Below are 25,024 nucleotides of genomic sequence, written 5' to 3'. Positions count from 1 at the left end.
TTTGCCTGATAACGAAAAGTTATAGCTGACTCGTTGAGAGATCTGTTCAAAATAGATTATCTTTGTATCTTATATAATAAATAGATAAGAATATGAGCATCGAATTAGGAAAGTTCAACCAGCTTGAAGTCGTGAAAGAAGTCGATTTCGGCGTATATCTCGACGGTGGGGAAGAAGGTGAGATTTTGTTGCCTACCCGTTATGTGCCCGAGGATTGTAAGATAGGGGATATTTTGAATGTGTTTCTTTATCTGGATATGGATGAGAGGCTGATTGCTACGACACTGACCCCGTTAGTGCAAGTCGGACAGTTTGCTTGTCTGGAAGTCTCCTGGGTAAATCAATACGGAGCTTTCCTGAACTGGGGATTGATGAAAGACCTGTTTGTGCCGTTCCGTGAGCAGAAGATGAAAATGCAGGTTGGACGGAAGTATGTGGTTCATGCACATGTGGATGAAGAGAGTTATCGTATTGTAGCTTCGGCAAAAGTGGAACGTTATCTGTCGAAAGAAAAGCCGGAATATGCTTCGGGAGCAGAGGTGAATATTCTTATCTGGCAGAAGACGGACTTAGGCTTTAAGGCAATTATAGATGATATGTATAGCGGTTTGTTGTATGAAAATGAAATATTCTGTCCGTTGGAGACAGGGATGGAGATGAAAGCTTTTGTGAAACAGGTTCGTGAAGATGGCAAGGTGGATTTGGTTCTTCAGAAACCCGGTTTTGAAAAGATTGACGATTTTTCGAAAACGCTGCTAGAATATATCAAAGAGCACGGGGGACGAATCAACTTGAATGATAAAAGCCCTGCGGAAGATATCTACGGCACGTTTGGTGTCAGCAAGAAAACCTTTAAGAAAGGAGTGGGCGACTTGTATAAGAAACGTCTGATTACCTTGCACGAGGATGGCATTGTTTTGGCGGATTCCTAAACAGAATAGGGATTTCCCTACATACGAATAGAGAGAATCATTGGGGTGGGGAGTTTCCTCACCCTATTTTTGTGGTATCAGATTAAAGATATAAATAATAAAAACCAAATAAGTTATGCGTAAGATTATAATAAGTTTCTGCATCCTGTTCGCTGCCCTTTCCTTACAAGCACAGTCTGTTAACGGAATCCGTATTGACGGTGGGAATACTCCGATACTTGTTTATCTGGGAGGAAACCAAATCAGTTTGCCAACTACCACTTGTTTCGTTGCTAATTTGAAATCGGGCTATTATACCGTCGAAGTGTATGCCACCCGGTTTACCCGGCCCGGTGAACGAGTATGGAAAGGGGAAAGATTGTATAATGAACGTGTTTATTTCAAAGGAAACGGTGTAATGGAAATAATGGTGAATGGACGTGATGAGATGCGTCCGGACAACAGACCCGGACGTCCGGAACACGGCGGACATCGCCCGGTTTATGATCGGTATGACAGGGTAATGAACAAACAGCTTTTTCAAGCGTTTTTTGATAATGTCAAGAATGAGCCTTTCGAGAAAGATCGCATCGCGTTAATCAATGCTGCATTGGCTAGTTCTGATTTTACGGCCGATCAATGTCTTCAGTTGGTGAAATTCTATGCGTTCGATAATGAGCGAATGAAGATTATGAAAATGATATATCCGCGGATTGTGGATAAAGAGGCTTTCTTTATGGTGATTAATAGTCTGACATTTTCTTCTAACAAAAAAAAGATGTATGATTTTGTGAAGAAATACAGTGAGCATTGATACTATATTAACTGTACGGTTATAGAACTGTACGATTATAGAGATATGTTACGCATGTTTATTGAGGAATATTATCAGAATAATAAATGATAGGAGATTGAATGATGAAACGAATACTGTTTTTACTCTTTGCGGTCGGTCTGGCTGCCAATATGACCGTAATGGCTGGAATGAGCACCAGCAAGGTACGTAAGGAGACACGTTTTCTTACCGATAAGATGGCGTATGAATTGAGCTTGAGTACACAGCAATATAATGATGCGTATGAGATTAATTACGACTTTATTTATTCTGTCCGTAATATAATGGATTACGTAGCACGTGGTTACGAATGGGCATTGGATGATTATTATGAAGCTTTGGATATCCGTAACGACGATCTTCGCTGGGTATTGAGCGATGCACAGTATCGCCGGTTTTTGGGTGCCGAGTATTTCTATCGACCGATTTATGTAACCGGAGGGAAATGGAGTTTCAGGGTTTACATCCATTACCCGAACCATAGCTTGTTTTATTTTGGTGTGCCTTATCATTACCGTACTTATTGTGGAGCGCATTATCGTCCGCACTTTCACCATGCAAGCTATTATCGGGGAAGATATACTAATTTCAACCATTACTCTGCACCGCACCGGGTGAGAGATCAGAGAGTATATCACTCTTACCGTCGTTCGGACTTCGGTTCTGTCCGGTTCCGTCCCAATACTTCCATGCGTCCGCATAATGCACCGACGCGTCCGGGTCATTCTTCCCGTCCGGGGGCATCGGCAACACGTCCCGGAACATCTCGTCCAAGCACAGCTACTCGTCCTGATACGTCTCGTCCCGGAACAACAACGCGACCTGGGACGTCGACTCGTCCCCGTCCGGAAGCAAGTTCCGGTCCGAACCGTGAAAGTGGAAAAACAAGTAGCAGCTCAAGGGAAAGTTCAAGCAGGCGAAACAATAGTAGTGGTTCCTATAATAGAAATAACAGTTCCGAAAGAAACAATCGTTCTTCCAGTCGTGGTAATTCTAGTCGTAGTAATTCTAGCCGTAGTAGTTCTAGCCGTAGTAGTTCTAGCTCTACCCGGAGCAATGTTTCCAGCGGACAAACAGAAAGACGTTCTTCTTCCGGAAGTACGAGAGGTAATAACACTCAAAGCTCTTCCCGTTCCTCTGAAAGAAGCAGCAGTTCAAGAAGATAACCTATTCCTTTATTATTTATATCAATCTCATTGCTCCTCAGTGGTAGGAGAACTAGACTCCGGTTTTTTATCGGCTAGACTATTCCGGGCGTCGCCCGTAACTTGGAATATCGGGGCGGATACTATCCGCCTCGATTTTACTTATTACTCCTTGCTGTGCGAAACGTTTTGTAATCTATCTGATGTCGCAAACGGATATGTTTTAAGGAACTACTATACTAAACTCAAATATATTTCTTTTTATTCAATGACTTGTCCTTTGTAGAAATCCAGAATTTTAGTCCGGAACAGATAGTCATATTTTGCTTGCAACTTATCCGAAAGAGCCCTAGTCAGATTAAGTTTGGCTTCATTATATTCTACAAAGGTAGCTTTGCCGTTATTGAACTTTTCGCTCATCAGGCGGAAAGACTCCTCGTTGGCTTTCACTGCCACTTCACTGGAATTGTATTTGCTTTCTGCAGCTAGAGCATTATACCAAGCCTGCTGAATCTCTTTGTAGAGTGCTTTCTTTGCGTTATCCAATCTCAAAGATAAGTCTATTTGTTGTAAACGAGCGGTACGTACCCGGTTTCGTGTAGAAAAACGATTAAAGATCGGAATGCTCAAGTTGAACCCTACATACTTATTCAGGTTGTTCTTTATCTGACTGCCGAAGCTGTTTCCTGATCTTCCGCTCACCGTATAGTAATTGCTACCCAAACCGGCGCTGAAAGAGAGTTGTGGATAGAATGCACTTTGAGCAATACGAATGCTATTAAGGCTACCTTGCAAACGGTATTCTGCAGCCTTAATACTTGGTTTGTAAGCAAGAGCCTGTGTATATATATCATCCGGTGGAGTGAGAGATTCGAACTCAAGTTCTTCCTTAGGACTTTCGAGCACGAATCCTTCAGGCGTAGGTAATTCCAAAAGCTGGGTGAGGTCTAATAATGACAACTTGTGCGTATTGTCTGATTGTATAGCAGTCATTTCGTCCTGTGCGACACGGGCTTGTGCTTCGGCCACTTCAGAAGGGGACGCTTTACCTACTCCGTGGAGCCCTTGGATACGCTTTAGCTGGTCTTTGCTTAAATTTACCTGATTATGGGCTACCTTACTTAATTCTTGGTTGAATAAAACCTGCAAATAAGCGGAAGTGACATTGATTGCAATGTCTTCTTTGGCTTTATTCAAATCTTCTATAGCGGCTTTTAAATCCAACTTGGCAAGTGAATATTGGTTAGACAGTTGCAAACCGGTAAATATAGGTACATTGGTTCCCAAACTGAAACTGGTATTGGCACTGTTAATGTCACTATACGAGTTATCTATCGGAGAAGCAGCACGTCCCCAACTCCAGTTTTGGCTGGCGCTACCGCTCAAATTCGGAAGACGTGTCCATTTGCTAGTGTTTACACTCACTTTATTGGCTTCAACATTGTTGGCGGATTGACGAATCTCTATATTATGCTCGATGGCATAGTCGATACATTGCCGCAATGTCCATGCTTGCGGAGAGTTGTTCTGCGCTTGGATAGAAGTGATTCCGACCCCGGCAAGCAGAAGGGCTGATATGGTTTTGCGAATTGTTTTCATTGAATTCAATTATTTATCTTTTTTCTCTGCACCCCGTATTTTGTCCTGTGCAGTTATTCCTTTCTTGATTTCTATCTTGATTCCATCACTCATACCGGCAATCACCTGTGTACGGCGGAACTTTTGCTCAGGCACTGAATCTGTCATGATGTACACAAATGTAGAGTCGCCATTAAACTCGATAGTGCTTTCGGGCACTGCCAATACTTGACTTGCCCTTTGCAACACGATTTCCGCATTAGCCGAATATCCGGAACGAATCTGAACGGAATCCGGAATAGTAATTGCAGCTTTGATTTCAAATTGGTTGGCACCGTTGGTTTCTATCCCTTTCGGAGAGATATATTCCAAAATGGCGTTGAATGTCAGATTCTGCAAAGCTCCGATGGTCAGCTTGATCGGCATCTGTTCGTGGATACGTCCCACTTCCGTTTCATCAATATTACCGCGGAAAATCATGTCGCTCATGTTGGCTACCGTAGCAATTGTGGTTCCATCATTGAACGTGTTACTCATAATTACAGAGTTACCGGCTTTTACAGGGACATCCAGAATCAACCCGTCAATGGTAGAACGAATCATCGTACTACTGAACGATGCGCTATTTTTAGTAATCCCTTCTTTTACGATTTCCAGATTATCTTTAGCCGTTTGTCTCTCTTCACGAGCCTGCTTCAAAGCTACTTCACTTTTCTCATATTCCTCCCGGCTAATCAGCTGATCTTCGTACAGCTTCTTTACGCGGGCAAAATCCGTTTCTGCCTGTGTTGCATTAATCTCTGCCAGGCGCACACGGCTTTCTGCAGAATTCAGTTGTCCGAGTTCTGGGATTACTTTTACTTTGGCAATCACTTCCCCTTTCTTCACAGCTTGTCCGGCTTCTTTATACACTTTGTCGATGATACCCGAAATCTGCGGTTTGATTAAAATTTCGTCTCTAGGTTCCACCTTTCCGGTAGCCACTGTGGTCTTTTGGAGGTCGGTGACTTCCGGTTTTACTATTTCGTAAGTGATTACCTTGGGTTTAGACTTCTGATAAAGGAATACGAATGTTCCGACAAGAAGGATAGCAATGACTACCAATAATGTGATTTTCAGATACTTTTTCATGACTTTATTTATATTTCTATTGTTTACGATTAATAATTGAAATCCCTCGCACCTCTTTATTCGTCGCGGATAGCTTCAATCGGTTTGATAGCCATAGCCCGGTAAGCAGGTGCCAGACCTGCCAACATTCCCAATGCGATCAGAAGAGCACAAGTGCCGATTGCCAGTCCGAAGGTAATCTGAAAACGGACGTCTCCTCCGTCGGCGTTTGCTCCCATCTCTACCAGTTGCAACACCATGACGGCAAAAGAGATTCCACACATTCCTGCAATAGTGGTAAGCACCATACTTTCCGATAGAATCTGTTGCAGGATATCTTTGGGGCGTGCGCCGATTGCTCGGCGGATGCCAATTTCGGTGGTACGTTCTTTCACGGTTACCATCATAATATTAGATACGCCGATGGCACCTGCCAGCAGAGTTCCCAATCCTACCATCCAAACCAGTATGTTGATGCCGGTAAACAGATTGTCTACCATCGAGAACATTGCTTCCGCATTCAGGTACATAAGTGCCTGTTTGTCATTAGGCGCGATATAATGCGCAGCTTTAATAATCTGCTCCATTTCCGGTTGTACGTCGGACACTTTGATGCCATGCTTCACGGTGAAGCAGATGACATCGATCCGTCCTCCTAAATTGTACGTTTGCTGCATGGTGGTGAAGGGCAGGGTGACAGCTTCCGAAGCCCGTCCCTGTATGTTCATATCTCCTTCGGAGGAAGACATGCCGATCACCTGATAATAAATTCCGTCCACACGTATGTATTTTCCGCAAGGATCCTCTCCCGGTTTGAACAGGCTTTCATAGATACGCTTTCCGATGACACACACTTTACGCGCTTCCTGTATATCCACTTCATTGATAAACCTGCCGTAGGCCATTTCCTGTGATTCGATGTGGAGATACTCCGGATATAATCCTTTCACGCTGCAATCGTATTTCTTATCTTCGTATACAGCTTTGGAACCCCAACGGGCAATGGAAGGAGTAATGACCTCCACATCTTTGACTTGCGAACGGAGGCGCTCGATGTCGATAGCTTCCAGATTCCACCATCTGCCTTTGCGGAAACCTTTGTAAGCTTCGCCCGTTTTCTGCGCGGCAAGGAAGCCGGAGTTGGTCGCGAATCCTTCAAAGTTCTTTTTCATCATGCCTTCCAGTCCTTGTCCGCCGCCGATTAGGGCGACGAGCATAAAGATTCCCCAGAAAACACCGAATGCAGTCAGCAGGCTTCTCGTTTTATTTCTTGTAATGGTAATGAGGATTTCCTCACAAGTATCCATATCTATTCTCATAGTCTTAATCTGCTCTAAGTGCTTCGATTGGTCGGATGCTGACTGCTTTTCGGGCAGGGAATAATCCGGCTAACGTACCAGCTATTATTAATGTGAGTGTAGCCTGTATGGCGATTCTTATATCTACTGTCGGATTCAGGAAAACAGTTTCCGTCCACATTCCGGTATCCATTGTCTGATTGCCAAAGGCGTTATTCATCCATTCGGTCACTCCGATGCCCGCCACCATACCTATATATCCGAATATCGTGGTAATGGTGACACTCTCTACGATAATCAGCCAAAGAATAGAAAGCGGCTTGGCACCCAGAGCTTTGCGGATACCGAATTCACGGGTACGTTCTTTAACAGTAATCAACATGATGTTGGACACTCCTACAATCCCGCTTAACAGTGTGAAGATACCGATCACCCAGATAGCGATACGTAGCATGTTCGAGCCTTGTTGCTGTTGTAAGTAGTTGGTAAACCGGTTCCAAATCCAGATAGCACTATGGTCTGTCGGATCGAAGCGATGATTAGCCCCCAGCACCTTGCGGTAATGAGCTTCAAATGCTTCATTCGTTTCTATCGTTTCCAGGTTCTTGGTAGTCATGACAAGGTTATTCAGCTTGTCTCCTTTGTTGTAAATCGTTTGCAGGGTAGTAAAGGGGATGTAAGCATCGCTGTCTCCGCTGTCTCCTTTATCATTATACAGCCCTACTACCTGATAAACCACATTGCCGGCATTGACAAACTGCCCGATAGGTTCGGTATGCGTTTTATCGAAAAGAATCTCTGCTGTCTTTTTATGGAGCACCATTACTTTCCGGCGCTCTTTAATATCAATTTCATTGATGAAGCGTCCTTTGAAGAGTTTCACCACTTCTACTTCCGTATGGTTGGGATATACACCGGAAAGATTCAAACTGACGTATTCTTGCCCGAAGCTTAAATTAATGCCTCCTTGCCACACGGTTGCCCCGGCTTTAATGACATGGTCCGGAAAATAATGGCCGGTAGCATCCACGTCTTTATTATCCAGTTGCACTTGTCTTCCTTCTTTCAGTCCATCGTATGATTTGCTGGTCCATCCCGGAAAAATCTTGATGGAGTTCATGGCACGTTCGGAAGCCGATTGCTCGAATGCATGGATCAATCCGTTGCCTGCGCCTAACAGGACGATTAGCATAAAGATACCCCATGCCACAGCAAATCCTGTAAGAAAAGTCCTTAGCTTGTTACGCTTAATGGTACTGTATATTTCTTGCCAAATATCAATCATTTTTAATACTTATTTCATGAAACCGTTTTTGCCGAACGGAGAGGCGTCGTGGTCGATATTATCTTCAATACGTTCGATGACTCCGTCTTTGATATGTATAATCTTGTCTGTCTGATTGGCAACTCCGCTTTCGTGGGTGACAACTACAATCGTCATTCCCAGCTTATGAAGATCTTTCAGAATTTGCATCACTTCCACGGAAGTTTTACTGTCCAAAGCTCCCGTAGGCTCATCTGCCAGAATGATTTGCGGTTGGGTGATTAAAGCCCGTGCGATTGCCACACGTTGTTTCTGACCGCCACTCATTTCGTTGGGCATGTGATGTGCCCAGTCTTTTAAACCCAGACGGTCGAGATATTCCAAGGCAAGTGCATTTCGCTTCTTGCGGCTTATCCCTTGATAAAATAAAGGAAGTGCTACATTCTCTACGGCATCTTTAAAGGAAATCAGGTTGAATGACTGGAAGATAAATCCGATCATGCGGTTCCGGTATTCGGCAGCTTTGGTTTCGCTTAAGTTTTTGATGAGTACGTTATTCAGATAATACTCTCCGGTGTCGTAGTTGTCGAGAATTCCCAATATATTGAGTAAAGTTGATTTCCCAGACCCGGATGCTCCCATGATGGAAACAAATTCTCCCTGTTCGATATTAAGATTGATACCTTTAAGCACATGGAGAGGCGCTCCGTTGTTGTAGGTCTTGTTGACATTTGTTAGTAGTATCACAATTTTCTGTATTTAGATTCTGTTTTCTAATAATTTTCTACTATTAGACGACTGCAAGACACGAAAAGTTGCAAAGAGGTTGAACTTTTTTTGAAAAACATTTTGTAGACTCAATCTTCTTTACGTAATTTGTGTGCAGTAAACTTAATGATTAACTAACCCTTTTAAATAAAAGTATCATGAATTCAAACATGGAAAAGCCCTACGTAGTAGGTATTGACATAGGCGGAACGAATACCGTCTTTGGAATTGTAGACGCACGCGGAACTATTATTGCCAGCAGTTCGATCAAAACTGCCGGTTATCCTACTGCCGAAGAATATGCTGACGAAGTTTGCAAGAACCTGCTTCCGTTGATTATTGCTAATGGTGGCGTTGATAAAATCAGAGGTATCGGTATCGGTGCTCCGAATGGTAACTATTACACGGGAACAATTGAATTTGCTCCGAACTTGCCTTGGAAAGGAATTCTTCCGTTGGCTGCCATGTTTGAAGAAAGACTGGGTATCCCCACTGCTTTGACAAACGATGCAAATGCTGCCGCTATCGGTGAAATGACTTATGGCGCTGCCCGTGGTATGAAAGATTTTATCATGATTACACTGGGTACCGGTGTGGGTAGTGGTATCGTTATCAACGGTCAGATGGTGTATGGACATGACGGTTTTGCAGGCGAATTAGGACACGTGATCGCTCGTCGCGATGGTCGTATCTGCGGTTGTGGCCGTAAGGGATGTCTGGAAACTTACTGTTCGGCTACCGGTGTGGCTCGCACAGCTCGCGAATTCCTTGCCGCTCGTACGGATGCCAGCTTGCTTCGTAACATTCCTGCAGAAAACATTACTTCAAAAGATGTATATGACGCAGCAGTACAAGGGGATAAACTGGCACAAGAAATCTTCGAATTTACAGGTAATATCTTGGGTGAAGCTTTGGCGGATGCTATTGCATTCTCCAGCCCTGAAGCCATTGTATTGTTCGGTGGGTTGGCTAAATCGGGGGATTATATCATGAAACCGATTCAGAAGTCAATTGACGACAATGTGTTGAATATCTATAAAGGCAAGACGAAATTGCTCGTTTCCGAGCTGAAAGACTCCGATGCTGCTGTATTGGGTGCCAGTGCATTGGCTTGGGAACTGAAAGATTTGAAGGAATAATATATCATTATTATAATAAAGGTAATGAAGCCTCGGGAGTCTATGACTTTCGGGGCTTTGTTTTAGAGTCTGTTTAAATTCTCTTCAGTCATAATATTATAGCTGATATTTTAACTTAACCCGGCTCTTCTTGTCGCGTCCGTCTGTAGTTGGCGGAAGGGGTATTAACAGTTGCGCTCTTGGCTATTAATAGCAAACTTCCCGCCCATTAAGTATAAAGTTCCTTCGGACAGGAAGGAAACTTTCTTTTCATTCGATGCAAACTATAAACGCAAGCTTTGATTATATAATTGCAAGCTTCGTTTTTATAATCAAAGCCTTTGTTTTTATAAACGAAGCTTGCGTTTATAGATTACGGTTAATGAAAAATAAGTTTACATGCTGATAATAAGAAGTTTACAATTAATGAAAGAGAACTTTTCTATTAATGAATGAAAAGTGGGTTATTAAGAGCCTGCTCCGAGTTTTGCCCGACACAGTTTTGAGAGTTGCTTTCGAGTATATTTTCTGTTGTTGTGAGCAGCAGCATGACGGAGACTATGTGACGAATAAAAACAGGTCGGTAAAGCCTATCTAACATAATCTCAGGAAAATTTAAACAGGCTCTTATGATTCCTTTCCGTCATTTAAAGTCATCTACAGCCTATTCGGAAAGGATTTTATTCCCATAGAAGTGAGAATTTTTTCTCATAAGGGTGAAATGGTTGAGAAAATGTTTGCGGGAATGGCAGCAATAAAAAAGGGGAACTTCATTTATTATGAGGTTCCCCTTTTTTATTTCGAATCGAAAGGTCCGGCGCTTAGCCGTTAACTCTTTTTTCTTTGATTCTAGCTTTCTTACCAGTAAGAGCACGCAGGTAGTACAATTTAGCGCGACGAACTTTACCTATCTTGTTCACCTCGATGCTGTCGATAGCCGGTGATTCGATTGGGAAAATTCTTTCTACGCCTATAGTTCCTGACATCTTACGTACAGTAAAACGTTTCTTGTCTCCGTGACCGGCGATTTTGATAACAACACCACGGTACAACTGTACACGTTCTTTGTTACCCTCGATAATACGATATGCCACTGTTACAGTGTCTCCTGCTTTGAAGCTCGGGTGCTGTTTTCCGGTAGCAAATGCTTCTTCTGCAATTTTAATTAAATCCATTGTTGTTTATTATTAAATTGTTTCATCGTTACAACGCAACATACCAAGTATCTCTTCTCTTGACAGCGATTGCGCGAAAGCGGTGCAAAGTAACGAATTATTTGCCAGATAGCCAAATGTTTTCGTATATTTGTAGCATATCTAAAAAAGAGCGAACATGAAACAGACTTATGTAAAGTATCTGATGGTGGTAGCGTTGACAGGAGGTTTTCTGTTTACTTCCTGTCGAACCGCACGCGAGAATACGGTACAGTACGAAGTAACCAAAGTAGAGGGTGGCATGATAACGATTGATTCTGTTTGGGACACCACTCCTGACGTGAAAGCTACCGAAATTTTAAAACCTTATAAGGAAAAGGTGGATGCGATGATGTATGAGATCATCGGCACCAGTGCGATGAAAATGGACAAAGGAGGTCCCGAAAGTTTACTTTCCAACCTTGTTGCAGGTGTTTTGCAACAAGCGGCTGTTCAGGTGTTGGGGAAACCGGCTGATATGGGATTGGTAAATATGGGCGGTCTGCGTAATATCTTGCCTGAAGGAGATATCACAGTAGGAGATATTTTTGAAATTCTTCCTTTCGAGAATTCACTTTGTGTGTTGACTATGAAAGGGACAGATTTGAGACATCTGTTTGAAGCAATTGCATCTTTGCATGGCGAAGGAGTGAGCGGTGTCCGTCTCGAAATCACAAAAGACGGAAAGCTGCTGAATGCATTTATTGCCGGAAAACCGCTAAAAGATGACCAGCTTTATACAGTAGCTACTATCGACTATCTGGCAGACGGAAACGGACAGATGGATGCTTTCCTGCAGGCAGAAAAGAGAGTATGTCCCGAAAATGCTACCTTGCGTGGGCTATTTCTTGATTATGTACGCAAACAGACAGCCGAAGGCAAAGTGATTACCTCCAAACTGGACGGACGTATTACCATAAAATAAAAAGGAGAATCTAAAAATATTGAATATGAAAAGATTTCAGATATTATTCCTGCTATGTCTTGCATTGGGCTTCACTTTTTCAATCTTTGCGCAGGAAACCAAAGAAGTGATCATTTTACAAACAAGCGATGTGCATAGCCGTATCGAACCTGTCAATCAGAAAGGCGACCGATATTATGACAAAGGTGGTTTTGTCCGCCGGACTGCTTTTCTCGAACAGTTCCGCAAAGATCATAAGAATGTCCTGCTGTTCGATTGCGGAGATATTTCTCAGGGTACACCTTATTATAATATGTTTCAGGGAGAAGTGGAAGTCAAGTTGATGAATGAAATGGGGTACGATGCTATGACTATCGGTAACCATGAATTTGATTTCGGTCTGGACAATATGGCCCGCATTTTCAAAATGGCAAACTTCCCGGTGGTCTGCGCCAATTACAATCTCGATGGTACCCCACTGAAAGACATCGTAAAGCCTTATGTAATTCTCGAAAGATATGGTTTGAAGATTGGCGTATTCGGATTAGGAGCCAGGCCCGAAGGCTTGATTCAGGCAGATAAATGTGAAGGAGTAGTTTATGAGAACCCTATTGAAGTATCGAACGAAATAGCCGCCTTGTTGAGAAAGAAGGGCTGTGACGTGGTGGTGTGCCTGTCTCATCTGGGCATTCAGATGGACGAACGTCTGGTTGCGAAAACGCGCAATATCGACGCCATTCTGGGCGGACATTCACATACCTTTATGAAAGGCCCGAAAATTTATTTGAATATGGACGGAAAAGAGATTCCCATCATGCATTCCGGAAAAAGTGGTGTGCGTGTAGGTCGTCTCGATTTGATTTTGAAACGTAAATGAAGATAATTCCCTCAATTTTAGCGATTTTATTTCTACTCTCAGCCGGACAAGTCACAGGTTCGGCTCAGAATGTTACCACTGACACTGTCGAACCACTGCTGGTGTCTAAAGCTCTTCAGGATGAAGATTGCCGTCACTGGGTAGACTCGGTGATGAACAAACTCTCCTTTAAAGAAAAGGTGGGACAGTTATTTATCTATACCATTGCGCCGATAGATACCAAACGGAACCTGGAACTGCTGTGCGAAGCCGTTGATACCTATAAGGTGGGCGGACTTCTCTTCTCCGGTGGGAAGATGCAAACTCAGGTCGCCTTGACAAACCGGGCGCAAAAACTGGCGAAAGTACCTGTTATGATTACCTTCGACGGAGAATGGGGGTTGGCGATGCGTTTGCGTGGAACACCTGTTTTCCCGAGAAATATGATATTGGGATGTATCCGTGACAATCAACTGATTTACGAATATGGGCGTGAAGTGGCCCGTCAATGCCGGCAGATTGGGGTACAGGTAAACTTTGCTCCGGTAGCGGATGTGAATATCAATCCCAAGAATCCGGTCATCAATACCCGTTCCTTCGGAGAAGATCCGATACAGGTAGCAGATAAGGTAATCGCTTACGCTTACGGTCTGGAAGGTGGGGGAGTATTGTCCGTATGTAAGCATTTTCCCGGTCATGGCGACACTGATGTCGATTCACATAAAGCACTTCCAGTGCTTCCTTTCACTCGCGAGCGTTTGGACAGTGTAGAGCTTTATCCCTTTAAAAGAGCGATTCGTGCAGGACTGGGTGGTATGATGGTGGGGCATCTGCAAGTGCCTGTTATCGAGCCGATAGGCGGAGTTCCTTCTTCCTTGTCACGTAATGTCGTGTCCGGTTTGCTAACGGACGAATTGGGTTTCAAAGGATTGATATTCACCGACGCACTTGCCATGAAAGGAGTGGCAGGCAGCGGTAATGTCAGCTTGCAAGCATTGAAAGCAGGTAATGATATGGTATTGGCTCCTCGCAACCTAAAAGACGAAGTTTCTGCCGTGCTCGAAGCCGTTGAAAAAGGAGAATTGGGTAAAGAGGATATTGAAAATAAATGCCGTAAAGTCCTGACTTATAAATATGTATTGGGACTCAAGAAAAAACCGTTTATACAACTGTCCGGTTTGGAACAGCGTGTCAACAGTCCTCAGGCACGTGATTTGGTTCGTCGGTTGAACCAGGCGGCAATTACTGTCCTGAACAACAAGAACCATATCCTGCCGCTTCATGCCGACAAAGCGCAGACAATTGCTCTGCTCGAAGTCGGAAAACCGGGAGAAACGGAAGCGTTAGCCAAACAAATGTCCCGCTATGTATCATTGGCGCGTTTTCGTCTCCGTCCCAATCAGACAGAAGAAGAGAGTCGGCGGTTGCGTGATTCGTTGGCTACTTATAAACGGATAATTATAGCCGTCAGCGAACAACGCTTGGCTCCTTATCAGCCGTTCTTTGCAAAGTTCGCTCCCGAAAGTCCGGCTATTTACCTGTTCTTCACTCCCGGTAAAATGATGTTGCAGATTCACCATTCGGTGTCTCACGCTTCGGCAGTGGTATTGGGACATAGTCACAACAGTGATGTACAGCGTCAGACGGCGGATATATTGTTTGCCAAAGCCACTGCCGACGGACGATTATCGGCAAGTTTAGGCGGATTGTTCCCGACAGGTGCGGGAGTGACTATCACGCCAAAAACTCCTTCACATTTCGTCCCCGAAGAATATGGTCTTTCGTCCGCCCTTCTCAAAAAGATTGACACTATTGCGTTAGACGGTATTCAGCAGGGCGCTTATCCCGGTTGTCAGGTGGTTGTCTTGAAAAACGGGCATGTCATGGTTGATAAGGCTTTCGGCACTTATGCGGGAAAAGGCAGTCCCCGTGTCGAATCGACGGACATCTACGACTTGGCCTCCCTTTCCAAAACAACGGGGACGCTGCTTGCGCTTATGAAACTCTACGATAAGGGACGTTTTAACCTGACCGATAAGATATCCGGTTATTTGCCGTTCCTGCAACGTACTGATAAGAAAGATATAACGATTCAGGAAATACTGTACCACCAGTCCGGGCTGCCGTCCTGGCTTCCTTTCTATCAAGAAGTCATTGATAAAGAGAGTTACGACGGAAGATTGTTCAGCGTACGCAAAGATGCTCAGCATCCGGTGCGGATTGGAACAGCTACCTGGGCGAATCCGAAATTCAAGTTTAAAAGTGAATACATCTCTCCTATTAAAAAGGGTGACTATACAATTCAGATTTGCGACAATCTGTGGTTGAACCGTTCTTTCCGGAAAGTGATAGAAGAGAAAATAGTGGAAGCTCCGTTGAAACAGAAACGTTACGTATATAGCGATATAGGATTTATTCTGTTGGGAATGTTGGTAGAGCAGTTGGCGGGTATGCCTATGGAAGCCTATTTGCAACGTGAGTTTTACGGACCGATGGGGATGGAACGTACAGGTTACCTGCCATTGCGGCGTTTCTCTAAATCGGAAATCGTTCCTTCCAATAAGGATTGTTTCTTGCGGAAAGAAACCTTGCAAGGATTCGTACATGATGAGGCTTCCTCTTTCTTCGGCGGGCTGGCAGGCAATGCCGGACTTTTCTCTACCGCCCGTGAAGTGGCGCATCTCTATCAGATGTTGCTGAATGGGGGAGAGATAGACGGACAACGTTATTTGAGCAAAGAAACCTGCCAGTTATTTACGACAGGAGTGTCGAAGATAAGCCGTCGCGGTCTAGGATTTGATAAGCCGGATATGAAAGACCCGAAGAAAGGAAACTGTGCGTCCGTCGTGCCTGCCGAAACCTACGGTCATACCGGATTTACCGGTACGTGCGCATGGGTAGACCCTGTGAACGAATTGGTTTATGTCTTTTTGAGTAACCGTATCTATCCCGATGTCACCAACCGCAAACTCAATCAACTGCATATTCGCGAACGGATACAGGAAGCGATTTATGGCGCAATGAAGAAAAAGTAATCATTCTGATAGAAAATAAAAAAGAAATGCCCTTCCACTTGCAACAGTAGAAGGGCATCTTTTTTAGAACGATACACCCAAGCGGAAGCCGAAGTTGCCCAATCCGTCTACACTATAATGCAGTACATCAGCCTTGTTGGTACCATAGCTGTAGTATAAGGCAAAGTGCAAGCCCGGACCGTATACCCAGGGGAATACGTTGATACCCACTTCAGGAGAAGCATAGAAGCCCCAACTGTTCTCTCTTGCTTCAAGCATATTGAAGTTGGAGCGTACTTTCGCATATTCAGCACCTAGTTTAGCGCTGACATAAGGTTGGAAGGAACCGCCGCGGTTCCACTGGTAACGTGCAGCAGCACCGAAAGGCAACTGGAAAATAGCATGTTGCTGGTCGGTAGTCACATCACCGCCTGCCATTTTGAACGTTTCACGGCCTACATATTCGTGGTTGCTGTGGTAGTTAAGGAAAAGTCCCAAACCGATGTTCGGAGTTACGAAATAACCACCTTCGAAGTTCATACCCCAGCCACTTGCCTTGTCTGCAAAATTATTGCTTAGCGGGGCATTGAACTGCCAGTCGATATTGGCATATCCATTGTCTGATAACTGTGCCTTAGCCGGCATGGCGAAGGCGATGGCAATAGCCGCTAAGGCTACCACCTTGAAGTATATATTTTTTCTTGTTTTCATAACAGTTGTAGTTGATTATTTGTTAGTAAGATAAGGGGACTGAGCGAATGACTGGTTGACAGCTTCCACAGCAAGAGTGCGGTTGATAGCTTTAGAACCAGTGTCAAATCCGGTCAGGTAGCTTGTCCATACAACAGGTAGTTTTTTGTTTTCACCTTGGTCGGCATTCAAGTCCACCATTTCTGTCAGGAATGAGTTGGTGTTATAACTGTAAGTCACAGCGTACGGGTAGTACCATCCGCCACCCCAGTTTCCACCCCAGTAGCCGGGACCCCAGTAACCGGGATAACCCCACCACCATTCAGGTTGAGAGTAGCTGGTGAAATAATAAGTACTTGCGATGTAGCTTACTTGGATACCAAGATCAGCATCTTCTTTGGTATCAGCGGCTGTATAGCCTCTGGCTTCCATGTTTTCCGTGTAAGCGGCCAGAATTTGTTCAGCGCCTTCTCCTTCGAGATATTCAGGCTCTTTACTATCATTAATCACCAGGATTTGAGGTGCCAGAAAGAATGTAGGAACTTTGAAGTCAGCTTTCTCGTCGTGGTTAGTGTACACCAGATAGTTGTCATCCAGCTTACCCATGTCCGGGTCTTTTTCGCAAGAAGCGAGTGCAAAGACCGCCAATAAAATAGGAATTAATTTCTTCATATTTTTATAATGTTTAGGTTATATAAAAATCATACCCTGGTACCTTGGGGCTTTTGCAAGAAACAACAAGAAAAAAATAAAAAGGTTCGCTAGAAAAATAGTTTTGCCGGAAAATTAACATCTTACTTTTCGCTCCCGTCATCAAAAAAGATAAGCAATCTGCCGATGATTAGGCGGATTGCTCATCTTTTATAGTTTACTGGAATTTGTTTGGAAATCGGTTGTTAAAACAGAGGCTTTAATAATTCCGGTATTTCAACTTTATCAAGTTCCAGCTCGTTCACCCGTTGTTTGCCTGCCGGAGACAGGTGGAAATACATTTGTCGGCGGTCTTCATTTCCGAGTGTCCGGACAATCAGTTCTTTTTCTTCCAGTATCCGAAGTATCTTCGACGTATGTGATGGGCTCATGTCCGTTTGCTTTGACAGACTGGTGGCTGTCATCCTCTCCGTAGAGCACTTGAGAGTGCACAATATCATGGCCTCATTCAGCGATATCTGGTAGACTTTTTCAAATGCTGTTTCAAAGCTTGTCATGGCTCTGAATACGTCTCGCATTGCACATATTGTTTTCATCTCTTATTTGAATATAATTTTATTAGTTATTTCCGTTAAATAAACAGATTAACGTTGGCATTATCCGCTCGTTCCATATACGTTGCTACACCGCCGATGGTCACGTCGTCCAGGAGTTCTTCTTTTTTCACTCCCATCACATCCATCGACATCTGGCAAGCGATAAATTCCACTCCATTCTCCAGAGCTTGCTGGCGCAGCGATTCAAGCGAGTCGATTCCCTTCTCCTTCATGATATACCGCATCATTTTTCCGCCTATTCCACCCATGCTCATCTTCGAAAGTTTCAGCTTCTTAGAGCTTGAAGGCAGCATCATACCAAACATCTTTCCAAAAATATCTTTCTCTACTTTCGGCTTGTGCAACTTCTTGATAACGTTCAATCCCCAGAAGGTAAAGAAGATTGTAACCTTCTGTCCGGTGGCTGCCGCGCCATTAGCAAGCACAAAGGTGGCTAAAGCTTTGTCCAAATCATCACTAAACATGATAAAAGTTTTTCCTTTGCCATCATAAGAAGTAACAATATTACATGATTTTGGTTTTCCTTTTTCTATAATAACAACAGATTTTCCTCCGGATGCCTCTTTAGAAATCAACTGATTTCCGGTCGAACTGCACCATGCAGCGGCATCACGCGGGAATCCCGGGTCGGTTGCCGTAATCTCTATCCGTTCGCCCGAAGCCAGTCCGTCCATTGTCTTTTTCATTTTCAGAATCGGACCGGGACATTGTAGTCCGCAAGCATCTACCCGGATGGTTTTGGCGGTTGCAACAGGGGAGGCAGGTACGACAGGTTGTCCGGTTTGTGCTGTTGGCTCTTGCTGTATAGGCGCTTTTCCCGTTTCATTTTCATTGTCTTCGTGCAAGATGATAGGAGAGGTGGCGGCACGGTAAGTTTTCAGTCCACCCGAAAGATTGCGTACCTTATCAAATCCGTGTTGGGTCAAAATACGGTAAGCAAGATACCCCCGCAGCCCGACAGCACAGAACGTATAAATCATCCGGTCTTTCGGCAGTTCCGCCAGTCGGTCGCGAAGTTCATCCAGCGGAATATTAACGGCGCCCGGCAAACTACCTAAAGCAAATTCATCCGGAGTGCGGACATCCAGCAGGAATTTGTTCTCCATTTCAATGTCTCGCAGTTCTCTCCAGTACACAGGGTTCGTTCTGCCTGTAATAATATCTTCTGCCACATATCCCGCCAGTGCTACCGGGTCTTTGGCGGAAGAAAACGGTGGTGCGTACGCCTGCTCCACTTTCATCAAGTCATAGATAGTTCCCTCATGTTTGATGACAAGAGCGAGTTCGTCAATTCGCTTGTCCACTCCGTCGTAGCCTACAATCTGTCCACCGTACAGTCGTCCCGTCTGCTTGTCGAAAGTGATTTTGATACTCATCGGCATAGCGTCCGGGTAATATCCGGCATGGGAAGACGGATGGATGGTAGATGACATATACTCAATACCTTCCACCCGCAGTCGTTTTCCGGGCAAACCGGTAGAAGCCACTATCATGTCGAAAACCTTGGCGATGGAAGTGCCGATGGAACCTTCATAAGCAATCTTAGCTCCCAGTATATTGTCCGCGGCGATACGTCCCTGCCGGTTGGCAGGGACGGCAAGATAATTGAGCCAAGGTTTTCCGGTAATCGGATGGCGGTATTCAATCGCGTCGCCAATCGCATAAATGGATTCGTCGGACGTTTGCAGATAAGCATTCACGGCGATTCCGCCGGCAGGACCGATAGTCAGTTCGGCAGCCCGTGCCAGGTTCGTTTCCGGACGTACGCCAATAGATAAGATAACAATATCGGCAGCAATAGACTGACCGTTCTTAAAGTTGACCTTCAATCCTTTTCCATCGCGCTCAAAAGAAGCTACGGCTTGTTCCAGATATAAATTCACTCCTTTATCCATCAGATGTTGGTGCACCAGTGAAGCCATTGAGAAATCAATAGGCGCCATCACCTGGTTGCCCATTTCCACAATCGACACTTTCGCCCCTTGCGCATGCAGGTTTTCCGCCATTTCGAGTCCGATAAATCCGGCTCCTACCACTACCGCTTTTCGCGGAGCATGGCTGTCGATATATGCTTTGATTTTGTCCGTATCCGCAACGTTTCTCAACGTGAAGATTCCGCTCAGGTCTATTCCCGGCAGGGGCGGGCGTACAGGGGAAGCTCCGGTTGATATTAACAACTTGTCGTAACTTTCCTCATACGTATCTTCGCTGCTTTGCCGTACTGTGACCGTCTTTCTTTTCCGGTCGATGAAAATCACTTCATTTTCCGTGCGGACATCAACACGGAAGCGTGTAGAAAATGCTTCGGGAGTCTGAACGAACAGTTTTTCGCGCTCTTCGATGACTCCACCTATATAATAGGGTAAGCCGCAATTGGCATACGATATATATTTCCCTTTTTCCAGAAGAATGATTTCTGCTGATTCATCTACTCGTCTGATTCGGGCAGCAGTGGTAGCTCCACCTGCAACGCCTCCAATAATGATTACTTTCATATATTTATTAATGTAAATAGTTTCCTAAGGAAATAACGAACTACATAGGTAAAATGTTCATGGATTTATTGAAAAAACTTATATTTACACACCCTGTTTTATGCGAACAGTCTCCTGGAGTGGGGGATAGTGGTGAAATAATTTATCAATCTTCTTACGTCGTTCATAATCCGTACGTCCTCATTTTCGGATATTTCTTTCTCATTTATCCTCATTCTTTAATTTTGAAATAGATATAGGACCGAATATTTCATCCGGAGTGGAGAAACGAGACATGAAGTATTCAAAGGACTTTGCCCCTTTGAACACCAACTTCAATCTGCGTGCGACCATACTTTTTGCAGTTCCTAGAGGACCAAGCAGGAAGATGCTTTCCCCTAAATGAGATACATATCCTTAGTTATTTCCATGTCGAGACCCTCATTCCAGTTATCCGGCTCTTCCTGCAAATAGAGCATTTGGTTCTCAGATTCCTGCTCTTTTCGGCTGTCATACACATAGCCTCCCATCAGCACTCCATCACTATAAAACTGGACGTAATCATCAATTGAACCATTAAGGATAGCCCATATTTTCTTTGCTTGCATAGTTTGCACGGGATGAAGTTTGGAATAACGATAACCGAGGAAACACTTGCCTATGGCTTGAATCTCGCCTGTCACATCGGCATTCATTACACCATGTGCAGCCTTGATAGTTTCATGACGCATTCGAATAAGTTGCTGCTTCATGGTTTCGTTGAAGTCTGAGAGCAACCGCTTGTAATTCTCATCCATCACAAACATATCGGCAAGGAGATTGCGACGCAATCCAATTAGCACACGCATCATCTCCAGTCCACTCGGTTTGTCAACATGGTGTCGTTCAATGTTTTCCTCCAGACCAATCATTTCATTCTCAACCTTCTTGATAGCAGGAGTGTCGAATATCTCTTGTACTGTCATATTATATTTGTTTTTGAATCGTATGCTGCATAACGTATGATGACTTGATTGCCTAATGAGGTATCAACTCCAATTCTTCATATCTGGATACATCTCTGTTATGAATTCCTTACCATAAATCCTCGTTTATTGATTTTATGGTGCAAAAAAAACAACAGCCTATGCCGAATATGGGCACAGGCTGCAAGAAGTGATGTGTTTTCAAGAATTTCAGTGATATATTTCAAGTTCTTTGAATAATTCTTGGATTTCCGTACGTACGTGTTCGATAATCTCAGAATCCGTGTTGCCAAAATCAATTAACCTTTTTCGTCCTAACCAATTCTTTTCGCTAACATATCCTCTATCTTCCAGCGTCTTTTTCACTTTGCTGTCGGAAACTTTTGGCTGGGCAGTTTTTGATTTACCTTCAAAAGCCTGCCGCACCTCGATATAACCTTCAGCAATGGTAATGCCGTATGCGGCATTTTCATTACTTTTCAGTCTTCTGCTATTATCGTATCTACAGGTAGGAAAGTTTTCAAGTACAGCAGATTCAATGTTTTTCACTCTGCTGGGGCTTATAGTATTTCTTGGTATGTTCAATATGGCATTATCTGTATCTGTAGGATAAAAAGTTTCTTGCTTGAATCGCAAAAGTGTTAGCAAACCATTATGATAGTTCTTGCCAAAAGGAATTAGCCATTGTGGGTGATAATAGAAATTCTCATGGAATTTGCATGAAAGATAGTTACACCCTTCAAGTTTTATTGCTGCATCAAAGATAAGTTTTGCTCTTTCTCCATATTCTTTGCTGTAAGCCAAACTTCCGAACCCCAAATACACAGGAGCAATCAAATGATCAATATCATATTGAGTCATTTGTAGGGCATCATTGAATAGTGGTGGAATACCATATTTTTCCGCTTTTTGCTTGGCTTTTGTCAAATCAGCATCCTTTATGTAAAAGAGGTTGAATATCTGTATTACGCCAGATAGTTGGGCTGGATCGTCAAGCCCATATTTATAAGCAAAAAGACTAGCCACCTATCTCATGGTAGGATCAATGGAGAATTCATACCAATTTAGTTCTTTGAATCTATAACGAGATAATCCTTCTAAGACTTCTGGTTTAGATACGGGGGCTTCTTTGGTAAAAGTAGAAGATCCTGGATTTTTCATCACAATACTACCTATGCAATCCCAAGAATTTCCGAAGTGCAATAGTGTTCTCCAGCGAAATCTTTCCGTTTCATTGATTTTGAAAAAATGAGTATATACTTTCATAGTTATAGTAATAAATAATAATTCAACCGTTATTTGCGATGATTTTATTCTTCGTTATATTTTCCATTGCTTTAGCCTACATTTCGGGGGGGATTCGCTCAGAATCCTACCCGTTTTCTTCCTAAGGAGAAATCCATACCTTCGTAATTATAGATTTCGGCCAACGTCATGGGGTGTGTCTGTTGGGGGATATCCAGCCCTTCTTCCTTTATCAGTTGGTTTACTTTGTCTGTTGCCAGGTCTTTAAACTCGTACCGGGCAGCCAGACGTCCTTTTCTAAGCAAGGCTTCGTCGATATCTTTTAGTGGAGCGTTGAATGTGCAGATAAATTTGATACATAATTCATCACTTAATAGTCCGTCGCTGATATTCAATATGTTGACTAGTCCGGCATTCATGCGGTTGCTTCCGTTGCGGCTTGATAATAGTTCTTCGCAATCTTCTACGATAAAGATCGAATTCTTTTGTTGGCGGATAAAAGTGATAAAGCTAGGATCTGAAAGTTTATCTACCAGGTCGCCACTCATATAAATCATTCTCTTTTTCCCGAGATTGATGAGATGGCGGATATAAGTTGTTTTCCCCGTACCTTGTTTTCCATGCAGAATGATTAATCCGCTTTTATTCTCCTCCAATAAGAATTTTTCGATTTCGGCGGCGACGGGAACAAAATCATTGTTATAGTGGCGGTCAATCTGAATGGCGGGCTTATTGATTTGCGATTGTTTCAGGGTGAAATAGTTATGAATGTATGTTACTATAAATAGATTGTTCAGTTTCTCATTTTCCTTTTTGTGGTTTTCGCAAATCTGATTGATATGATCGATTTCTTCTTGGTCGATATTGGAATAGACAATCTTTATGCAATCATCAAAATAGCCAATCATTAAATTCCTTTTGCAGATAACGATGCAATCGTATAACTCTTCTGTAGATGTATTCTCTTCTTCCTCCTCCTCTTCCTCTTTTTCATTCTCAAAATGATTGCAATATATATGCTCGAATATATCGAACGCATCGTCTTGCTGATAAAGTTCTTTGATTTCTTTCAGGAAATCCTGGTTTACTTTATATTTCACCATTTTCATGGAAGGGAATCGTTTGAATATCTGATAGAATAGACTACTAATGCTACTGTCGCTGAACCAGCCTGTGGAGTAATCAAAAATATCCGTGAAATCTGCGAGTGTGTATTCTTTACTCATTTTTTTCTTTTATATAAGATAGAGTGACAAAGATACTAAATAAATCTATGATATGGACTTATCCGATTTATCATTTTCTTGAAAAAGATTAGTATGATAGTTTTCTATATTTATAACTTGAACTTAGGGATAAAGAATTTACCTCCAAATTTGACGAAGAACCCATTTCTGTCGAATTTTTATAAGCAAGTCTGTTGGAGGATCACTCTGCAATGATGATGAAAGGATGGGAGGAGGTATTAGTATGAAGTTGTAACTAATTGTGCTGATTTACTATATATCCACTGTGCTACCGTATTGATATAATCTCTTTATTTCCAAGTTAATAATTATCTCTTTTTACTTACTTTCATAAGAAAAGATAAAATTCCTCTTTCTCAATTCTCCCCTAAATTCATTTTTCTTAATTCTCCCATAGGAATTATTTCCCTTTTTTGCCCTCATGCTCTCACATTTCTCTTCAATCCCTTTATTCATGGTGCTTTCCGCTATTAGGGCAAGTGTGATAGCATAGTGAGGGCAGGCGTTTGCCCTCACTATCCGAATTTCCCTTTTTTGATTCAATCCATTGATTGATAATGATATATGTTGTTTTTGCACCTCTGCAAGCACTCCTCTGTTTTTATGGCATTTCGCGTTTTTTTATCGCTTGAATGCCTGATATATGCCTCAATTGCCGGCTTTTGCCAAGTGTAGTTATATCGTATCCGCCCTCTTCCTTTTGCTTGTTTCCATATACAGTGTATCAGTCCCACATATTGTGGGAAAAGTTTCCCTACTGCTTGGGAAAAGATTCCCTATTAATAGGGAACAAATTCCCATAATATGCGGGAATACTTTCCCACAATATGTGGGACAACCGGAACTGACGGATCTCTTTAATCAACAATCCGTTGTCTAATCTACCTTTTTTCTCTTGTTTATCCCTTTCGCTCTATTCTTTTCATGTGTGCGATTCTTCGCATGCGCACGCGTGTACCCGCCTGCAATATAATAATGTGCATTTCCTTTACCGTTTCCTCCCCAATCCTTTTATGATAAAGAAAACATGTTCTACAACATCATTATCAATCAACGACTTAGCCTATTTATTCAAAAATAATCAAAAAAAAGAGCTGAATAAATTTGGATGATATTCCAAAAGGGTGTACTTTTGCACCCG

Annotated in this window: 22 protein-coding genes and 1 pseudogene; 7 read left to right on the top strand and 16 right to left on the bottom strand. The window is 43.1% G+C overall.

What is annotated here, in order from left to right:
- Positions 1–92: 92 nt before the first annotated feature.
- The 3 genes from NSB03_RS11310 (at position 93) to NSB03_RS11300 (ending at position 2,912) form a co-directional block, all read left to right on the top strand.
- Complete coding sequence (locus NSB03_RS11310) at positions 93–932, top strand: CvfB family protein (RefSeq protein WP_135039249.1); 840 nt, start codon at positions 93–95, stop codon at positions 930–932.
- Positions 933–1,047: 115 nt separating this feature from the next.
- Complete coding sequence (locus tag NSB03_RS11305; RefSeq protein WP_024987897.1) at positions 1,048–1,725, top strand: proline and serine-rich protein 1 family protein; 678 nt, start codon at positions 1,048–1,050, stop codon at positions 1,723–1,725.
- 104 nt (positions 1,726–1,829) lie between these two features.
- On the top strand, positions 1,830–2,912 hold the full coding sequence (locus NSB03_RS11300; protein WP_128824403.1) for a hypothetical protein: 1,083 nt from the start codon (positions 1,830–1,832) through the stop codon (positions 2,910–2,912).
- Between the two features lie 240 nt (positions 2,913–3,152).
- On the opposite strand, the gene NSB03_RS11295 is transcribed toward NSB03_RS11300, so the two are convergent.
- Genes NSB03_RS11295 through NSB03_RS11275 form a run of 5 tightly spaced genes read right to left on the bottom strand, consistent with a single transcriptional unit; the run spans position 3,153 to position 8,888 of the window.
- A complete protein-coding gene (locus tag NSB03_RS11295; RefSeq protein ID WP_024987893.1) occupies positions 3,153–4,490 on the bottom strand; it encodes a TolC family protein in 1,338 nt (445 codons plus the stop codon).
- A gap of 9 nt (positions 4,491–4,499) precedes the next feature.
- Entirely contained in the window at positions 4,500–5,600 is a 1,101-nt protein-coding gene (locus tag NSB03_RS11290) for an efflux RND transporter periplasmic adaptor subunit (RefSeq protein WP_024987892.1), read from the bottom strand.
- A gap of 56 nt (positions 5,601–5,656) precedes the next feature.
- Positions 5,657–6,898, bottom strand: coding sequence for an ABC transporter permease (locus tag NSB03_RS11285; protein ID WP_257466398.1), 1,242 nt, complete (start codon positions 6,896–6,898; stop codon positions 5,657–5,659).
- A gap of 4 nt (positions 6,899–6,902) precedes the next feature.
- Positions 6,903–8,162, bottom strand: a complete 1,260-nt coding sequence (locus tag NSB03_RS11280) for an ABC transporter permease (RefSeq protein WP_024987891.1) — start codon at positions 8,160–8,162, stop codon at positions 6,903–6,905.
- Between the two features lie 9 nt (positions 8,163–8,171).
- Positions 8,172–8,888 carry an ABC transporter ATP-binding protein gene (locus tag NSB03_RS11275; RefSeq protein WP_024987890.1) on the bottom strand — a complete coding sequence of 239 codons (717 nt, stop codon included), beginning with the start codon at positions 8,886–8,888 and terminating at the stop codon, positions 8,172–8,174.
- A 179-nt stretch (positions 8,889–9,067) separates the two neighbouring features.
- Here NSB03_RS11275 and NSB03_RS11270 point away from each other — a divergent pair, with 179 nt between their 5' ends.
- The gene (locus NSB03_RS11270) at positions 9,068–10,048 is read left to right on the top strand and encodes an ROK family protein (protein WP_120467147.1); all 981 of its coding nucleotides are present in this window, start codon (positions 9,068–9,070) and stop codon (positions 10,046–10,048) included.
- Positions 10,049–10,848: 800 nt separating this feature from the next.
- Here the strand turns inward: NSB03_RS11270 and rplS are convergent.
- The gene (gene rplS / locus NSB03_RS11265) at positions 10,849–11,202 is read right to left on the bottom strand and encodes a 50S ribosomal protein L19 (protein WP_024988498.1); all 354 of its coding nucleotides are present in this window, start codon (positions 11,200–11,202) and stop codon (positions 10,849–10,851) included.
- Positions 11,203–11,359: 157 nt separating this feature from the next.
- Here rplS and NSB03_RS11260 point away from each other — a divergent pair, with 157 nt between their 5' ends.
- From NSB03_RS11260 to NSB03_RS11250, 3 genes are read left to right on the top strand one after another with little or no spacing between them, the layout of a single operon-like run.
- The gene (locus NSB03_RS11260) at positions 11,360–12,145 is read left to right on the top strand and encodes a 5'-nucleotidase C-terminal domain-containing protein (protein WP_024988499.1); all 786 of its coding nucleotides are present in this window, start codon (positions 11,360–11,362) and stop codon (positions 12,143–12,145) included.
- 25 nt (positions 12,146–12,170) lie between these two features.
- Positions 12,171–13,001: a bifunctional metallophosphatase/5'-nucleotidase gene (locus NSB03_RS11255; RefSeq protein WP_024988500.1), complete on the top strand. Its 831-nt coding sequence runs from the start codon at positions 12,171–12,173 to the stop codon at positions 12,999–13,001.
- Positions 12,998–16,015 (top strand): serine hydrolase domain-containing protein, encoded by a 3,018-nt coding sequence (locus NSB03_RS11250; protein WP_024988501.1) that lies wholly within the window; start codon positions 12,998–13,000, stop codon positions 16,013–16,015. Before NSB03_RS11255 ends, NSB03_RS11250 begins: the two co-directional genes overlap by 4 nt.
- A gap of 63 nt (positions 16,016–16,078) precedes the next feature.
- Here the strand turns inward: NSB03_RS11250 and NSB03_RS11245 are convergent, their stop codons facing one another.
- The 10 genes and pseudogenes from NSB03_RS11245 to NSB03_RS11200 all read right to left on the bottom strand — a co-directional run bounded on the left by NSB03_RS11245 (position 16,079) and on the right by NSB03_RS11200 (position 24,474).
- Positions 16,079–16,705, bottom strand: a complete 627-nt coding sequence (locus NSB03_RS11245; protein ID WP_024988502.1) for an outer membrane beta-barrel protein — start codon at positions 16,703–16,705, stop codon at positions 16,079–16,081.
- A gap of 15 nt (positions 16,706–16,720) precedes the next feature.
- A complete protein-coding gene (locus NSB03_RS11240; RefSeq protein WP_024988503.1) occupies positions 16,721–17,356 on the bottom strand; it encodes a DUF4136 domain-containing protein in 636 nt (211 codons plus the stop codon).
- Between the two features lie 224 nt (positions 17,357–17,580).
- Positions 17,581–17,931, bottom strand: a complete 351-nt coding sequence (locus tag NSB03_RS11235) for a MarR family transcriptional regulator (RefSeq protein ID WP_135039222.1) — start codon at positions 17,929–17,931, stop codon at positions 17,581–17,583.
- 35 nt (positions 17,932–17,966) lie between these two features.
- Positions 17,967–20,447, bottom strand: a complete 2,481-nt coding sequence (locus NSB03_RS11230; RefSeq protein WP_024988504.1) for an FAD-dependent oxidoreductase — start codon at positions 20,445–20,447, stop codon at positions 17,967–17,969.
- A gap of 207 nt (positions 20,448–20,654) precedes the next feature.
- Positions 20,655–20,825 (bottom strand): annotated as a pseudogene (locus tag NSB03_RS11225) (AAA family ATPase); the annotation flags it as partial.
- Positions 20,825–21,391: a hypothetical protein gene (locus tag NSB03_RS11220; RefSeq protein ID WP_024988505.1), complete on the bottom strand. Its 567-nt coding sequence runs from the start codon at positions 21,389–21,391 to the stop codon at positions 20,825–20,827. The pseudogene NSB03_RS11225 and the gene NSB03_RS11220, both read right to left, overlap by 1 nt.
- 210 nt (positions 21,392–21,601) lie before the next feature.
- Positions 21,602–22,318 carry a hypothetical protein gene (locus NSB03_RS11215; RefSeq protein WP_128824480.1) on the bottom strand — a complete coding sequence of 239 codons (717 nt, stop codon included), beginning with the start codon at positions 22,316–22,318 and terminating at the stop codon, positions 21,602–21,604.
- A 99-nt stretch (positions 22,319–22,417) separates the two neighbouring features.
- Entirely contained in the window at positions 22,418–22,657 is a 240-nt protein-coding gene (locus tag NSB03_RS11210; protein WP_257466397.1) for a hypothetical protein, read from the bottom strand.
- Positions 22,658–22,755: 98 nt separating this feature from the next.
- Entirely contained in the window at positions 22,756–23,862 is a 1,107-nt protein-coding gene (locus NSB03_RS11205; RefSeq protein ID WP_024988506.1) for an AAA family ATPase, read from the bottom strand.
- Between the two features lie 339 nt (positions 23,863–24,201).
- The gene (locus tag NSB03_RS11200) at positions 24,202–24,474 is read right to left on the bottom strand and encodes a hypothetical protein (RefSeq protein ID WP_024988507.1); all 273 of its coding nucleotides are present in this window, start codon (positions 24,472–24,474) and stop codon (positions 24,202–24,204) included.
- Between the last annotated feature and the right edge of the window lie 550 nt (positions 24,475–25,024).

Source organism: Bacteroides acidifaciens (assembly GCF_024623065.1).
GTDB classification, from domain to species: Bacteria; Bacteroidota; Bacteroidia; order Bacteroidales; family Bacteroidaceae; genus Bacteroides; species Bacteroides acidifaciens.
Note: the sequence above shows the minus strand (reverse complement) of the source record. Positions and strands in the feature narration are given on the sequence as shown.

What these genes read in the sequence shown, in the direction of transcription:
- NSB03_RS11205 (WP_024988506.1), bottom strand. Translation starts at nt 23,862, where the DNA reads ATGAGTAAAGAATACACACTCGCAGATTTCACGGATATTTTTGATTAC.
- NSB03_RS11235 (WP_135039222.1), bottom strand. Translation starts at nt 17,931, where the DNA reads ATGAAAACAATATGTGCAATGCGAGACGTATTCAGAGCCATGACAAGC.
- NSB03_RS11210 (WP_257466397.1), bottom strand. Translation starts at nt 22,657, where the DNA reads ATGAAAGTATATACTCATTTTTTCAAAATCAATGAAACGGAAAGATTT.
- NSB03_RS11245 (WP_024988502.1), bottom strand. Translation starts at nt 16,705, where the DNA reads ATGAAAACAAGAAAAAATATATACTTCAAGGTGGTAGCCTTAGCGGCT.
- NSB03_RS11285 (WP_257466398.1), bottom strand. Translation starts at nt 6,898, where the DNA reads ATGAGAATAGATATGGATACTTGTGAGGAAATCCTCATTACCATTACA.
- rplS (WP_024988498.1), bottom strand. Translation starts at nt 11,202, where the DNA reads ATGGATTTAATTAAAATTGCAGAAGAAGCATTTGCTACCGGAAAACAG.
- NSB03_RS11310 (WP_135039249.1), top strand. Translation starts at nt 93, where the DNA reads ATGAGCATCGAATTAGGAAAGTTCAACCAGCTTGAAGTCGTGAAAGAA.
- NSB03_RS11240 (WP_024988503.1), bottom strand. Translation starts at nt 17,356, where the DNA reads ATGAAGAAATTAATTCCTATTTTATTGGCGGTCTTTGCACTCGCTTCT.
- NSB03_RS11270 (WP_120467147.1), top strand. Translation starts at nt 9,068, where the DNA reads ATGAATTCAAACATGGAAAAGCCCTACGTAGTAGGTATTGACATAGGC.
- NSB03_RS11295 (WP_024987893.1), bottom strand. Translation starts at nt 4,490, where the DNA reads ATGAAAACAATTCGCAAAACCATATCAGCCCTTCTGCTTGCCGGGGTC.
- NSB03_RS11260 (WP_024988499.1), top strand. Translation starts at nt 11,360, where the DNA reads ATGAAACAGACTTATGTAAAGTATCTGATGGTGGTAGCGTTGACAGGA.
- NSB03_RS11250 (WP_024988501.1), top strand. Translation starts at nt 12,998, where the DNA reads ATGAAGATAATTCCCTCAATTTTAGCGATTTTATTTCTACTCTCAGCC.
- NSB03_RS11290 (WP_024987892.1), bottom strand. Translation starts at nt 5,600, where the DNA reads ATGAAAAAGTATCTGAAAATCACATTATTGGTAGTCATTGCTATCCTT.
- NSB03_RS11255 (WP_024988500.1), top strand. Translation starts at nt 12,171, where the DNA reads ATGAAAAGATTTCAGATATTATTCCTGCTATGTCTTGCATTGGGCTTC.
- NSB03_RS11300 (WP_128824403.1), top strand. Translation starts at nt 1,830, where the DNA reads ATGAAACGAATACTGTTTTTACTCTTTGCGGTCGGTCTGGCTGCCAAT.
- NSB03_RS11305 (WP_024987897.1), top strand. Translation starts at nt 1,048, where the DNA reads ATGCGTAAGATTATAATAAGTTTCTGCATCCTGTTCGCTGCCCTTTCC.
- NSB03_RS11220 (WP_024988505.1), bottom strand. Translation starts at nt 21,391, where the DNA reads ATGACAGTACAAGAGATATTCGACACTCCTGCTATCAAGAAGGTTGAG.
- NSB03_RS11230 (WP_024988504.1), bottom strand. Translation starts at nt 20,447, where the DNA reads ATGAAAGTAATCATTATTGGAGGCGTTGCAGGTGGAGCTACCACTGCT.
- NSB03_RS11280 (WP_024987891.1), bottom strand. Translation starts at nt 8,162, where the DNA reads ATGATTGATATTTGGCAAGAAATATACAGTACCATTAAGCGTAACAAG.